At 39.0% G+C, this 3,278-nt stretch carries 1 protein-coding gene; it reads left to right on the top strand.

Features of this window, described 5'->3' with window-relative positions; all coding sequences use genetic code 11:
- Positions 1 to 149: 149 nt before the first annotated feature.
- On the top strand, positions 150 to 3,152 hold the full coding sequence (locus tag ACP6PK_RS00860) for a peptidase domain-containing ABC transporter (RefSeq protein WP_426556943.1): 3,003 nt from the start codon (positions 150 to 152) through the stop codon (positions 3,150 to 3,152).
- Positions 3,153 to 3,278: the final 126 nt, after the last annotated feature.

Raw genomic sequence — 3,278 nt, 5'->3', positions numbered from 1 at the left:
AGTTGGGAAAAATATCTAATTTTCTATCTAATTCTCTAAATGCTTTAATTATCCATTTCGATAATTAATAATGTAAAGAGTTTTGAAAATATCTAATTGTCTAATGCTTTAATTATCAATTATCCATTATCCATTATCAATTATTCGTTATGGCTACTTCTTCAACAATATCAAGAGTACAAATACAAGAATTTCTGGGAGAAAAACCTCCATTTAATCTGCTTTCGGAAAATGCTCTAAAACAATTAACAGGAAAATGTCAACTTCTCGGTTACCGTGCCGGACAACCAATATTTGAAAGAGAAAAAATGCCGACCCAGATAGCAATTATCTATCAGGGTCAGGCAAGAATATTAGGTTATGACCAGCGATCGCAACGTCATGTCAGTTTAAAATTAGTTGGACCAGGAGAAATCCTAGGTTGGCCAGGGTTGCTACGGGGGATGCCTTGTGAAACAGCACTTGCCTCAACAGACTTAATTGCAGTTACTCTACCAACAGCAGATTTTTTCGCCGTATTAGAAACGGAACCAGAATTTGGTAAAGCTTTCCTGGAAACTCCCGCAGTAAGTGAGGTTTATGAACTACTAAGCCAAGAATTTGCCAGAAGGGCAGAAGTTAATGTTAACCTCAAACAGTTATCCCAAAATGTTGTCTCAAATACCTTAGTAGTAAATCTGCCCCCAGGAGATACAAAAACTCAAGAACTAGGGTCTATTCTAAATGGGTCAAAAATATGGTTGGTGAGTAGTGGGGTAGTAGGAGATTTTGCCCCTGGTAGCCAAGTAGTTTTGGATGGAGCAGGTAAATCTCTGAAAGTAGAAGGAGCTAGAGGAGCAAGAATACTAGGATTTCCCGAACAACAGACCAACGCCGAAGTTGAGGAAACTCAATTAACAGAAAATGGTGAGCAAAAAGCTGGGTTAGCTCCTTTGGATATGTCCATAGTGCCTCAAGCACCAGCACGTCCTCCAGAACCAACAGTTGCTCAAGATGCTCCATCAAAAAAATATCCAATTTTCCGAGCGAAAGGGGAAATAGCAGTTCCCTTAGCTTGCTTCCAAATGTTGGCTAAACACCTGGGTCTGAAGTTCCGCCGGGATGTTATTCGTCGGGTATTGGATAATCAGATTCGTACAGCAGGTAGGGTATCTTTGCAAGCTTGTGGAGCGATCGCTCAGATGATGGGATTAAGCGGTCAACTGGCACAAGTCTCGGCAGCAGCAGTACCTCGCCTCAAGGCTCCTGCTTTGATTCAATGGCAGGATAGTTTTGCCATACTTTATAGTATTACAGAACAAGAAATTGTCGTAGGTAGTCCAGAATTTGGATTAACTCGCCTCAAACCAGGAGAGTTTCAGGAAATTTGGGGAGAGTCGGGACAGGTTCTACTACTCCAAGCACCAAAGACGGAACAGAAGGAACAGTTTAGTTTTTGGTGGTTTGTTCCTTCCCTGATGGAACATCGCACAGTATTTATTGAAGTATTGATTGCCTCATTTTTTGTACAGATATTTGGCTTGGTCAACCCCCTAATGACCATGATTATTATCGACAAAGTTATGGGGCAACGGAATATTGAAGCACTGGATGTTCTAGGCATATTGATGTTAGGTATAGCTTTGTTTGAAGCTTTATTAGGAGGTTTACGGACTTTCTTGTTTGTAGATACTACTAACCGTATAGATGTCAAACTTAGCTCTGAGGTAATTGACCATTTGCTCCGTCTCCCACTTAATTATTTTGATAATCGTCGGGTGGGGGATTTGACAGGTAGGATTGGAGAATTAGCTAATATTAGAAATTTTCTGACAGGTACAGCCTTAACAGTGGTTTTGGATGCGGTATTCTCGGTAATTTATGTTGCTGTGATGTTGGCTCTTAATCCATTAATGACGGCGGTTGCTTTGGCTGGGTTGCCTTTCTTTGCTGGAATTATTTTAATTAATTCTCCTATTGTGAGAAGGTTACTACGGAAAAAGGCAGAACGTTATGCAGACTCTCAGTCATACTTAGTGGAGGTACTAAATGGTGTGCAGACTATTAAAGCGCAAAATTTAGAACTCCGGTCTCGTTGGGAATGGTCAGCTCGTTATGCCAAGTTTATGACTGCTAGTTTTAATACTGTTCTGACTCAAACTACTTCTAGTTCTATTAGTACCTTTTTAAATAAACTTTCCGGACTAGCACTTTTATGGGTTGGTGCTTATTTAGTTATTGATGGTCAATTATCTGTAGGAGGATTAATTGCTTTCCGAATTATTGCGGGTAATGTGACAGGTTCCTTGCTCCGTTTTGTTAGTGTTTGGCAAAGTTTCCAAGAAGTAGGAATGTCTATTGAACGATTAAGAGATGTCTTAGATACTGAAGCGGAAGTAGATGATGAAGACCGTAATAATATTGATATGCCACCAATTACTGGCAGTGTCAAATTTGAAGAACTTTCTTTCCGATTTGCTCAAAGCGGACCTCTACAATTGGCAAATATAAATTTAGAGTTTCCATCAGGTTCTTTTGTCGGAATTGTGGGTTTGAGTGGTTCGGGAAAAAGTACATTAATGAAATTATTACAACGTTTATATCCCCCACTTTCGGGTAGAATTTTTGTTGATGGATACGATATTCAAAAGGTAGAATTATATTCTTTACGTCGTCAAATTGGAGTGGTTTTGCAGGATACTCTCCTGTTTAATGGTACCGTTCAAGATAATATTGCTTTGACAAATCCAGATGCAACAACCGATGAAATTATTCGTGCTGCTAAAATAGCAGTTGCCCATGAGTTTATTATGAATTTGCCTAGTGGTTATAACACAATGGTGGGAGAAAGAGGTGCTTCTTTATCTGGGGGGCAAAGACAAAGAATTGCTCTGGCTCGAACAGTTCTACAAAATCCCAAATTGTTAATTTTAGATGAGGCAACTAGCGCCTTAGATTACAGTTCAGAACGTCAAGTTTGTGAGAATTTAGCTGAGGCTTTCCAAGGTGAAACAGTCTTCTTTATTACTCACCGTTTAACAACAGTAAAAAATGCTAATACTATAATTATGATGGATAAAGGTTCTGTGGTAGAACAAGGAACACATGACGAATTAATGGCAGTTAAAGGACGTTATTTCTGTCTCTATCAACAACAAGAATCTCAACAATAATAAGGAAAAAGGAGGAAGGCTTTAGTTATCTAGGAGAGAAGGAGTTTTAAGTACAATTACTAAGCAGAAAGAAGGAGGAAGGCTTTAGTTATCTAGGAGAGAAGGAGTTTTAAGTACAATTACTAA

Origin of the sequence: Dapis hubbardiae BLCC-M172, from assembly GCF_050016015.1 — a bacterium.
Lineage (GTDB): Bacteria > Cyanobacteriota > Cyanobacteriia > Cyanobacteriales > Microcoleaceae > Trichodesmium.
This window is presented reverse-complemented; position numbering and strand designations above follow the sequence as displayed.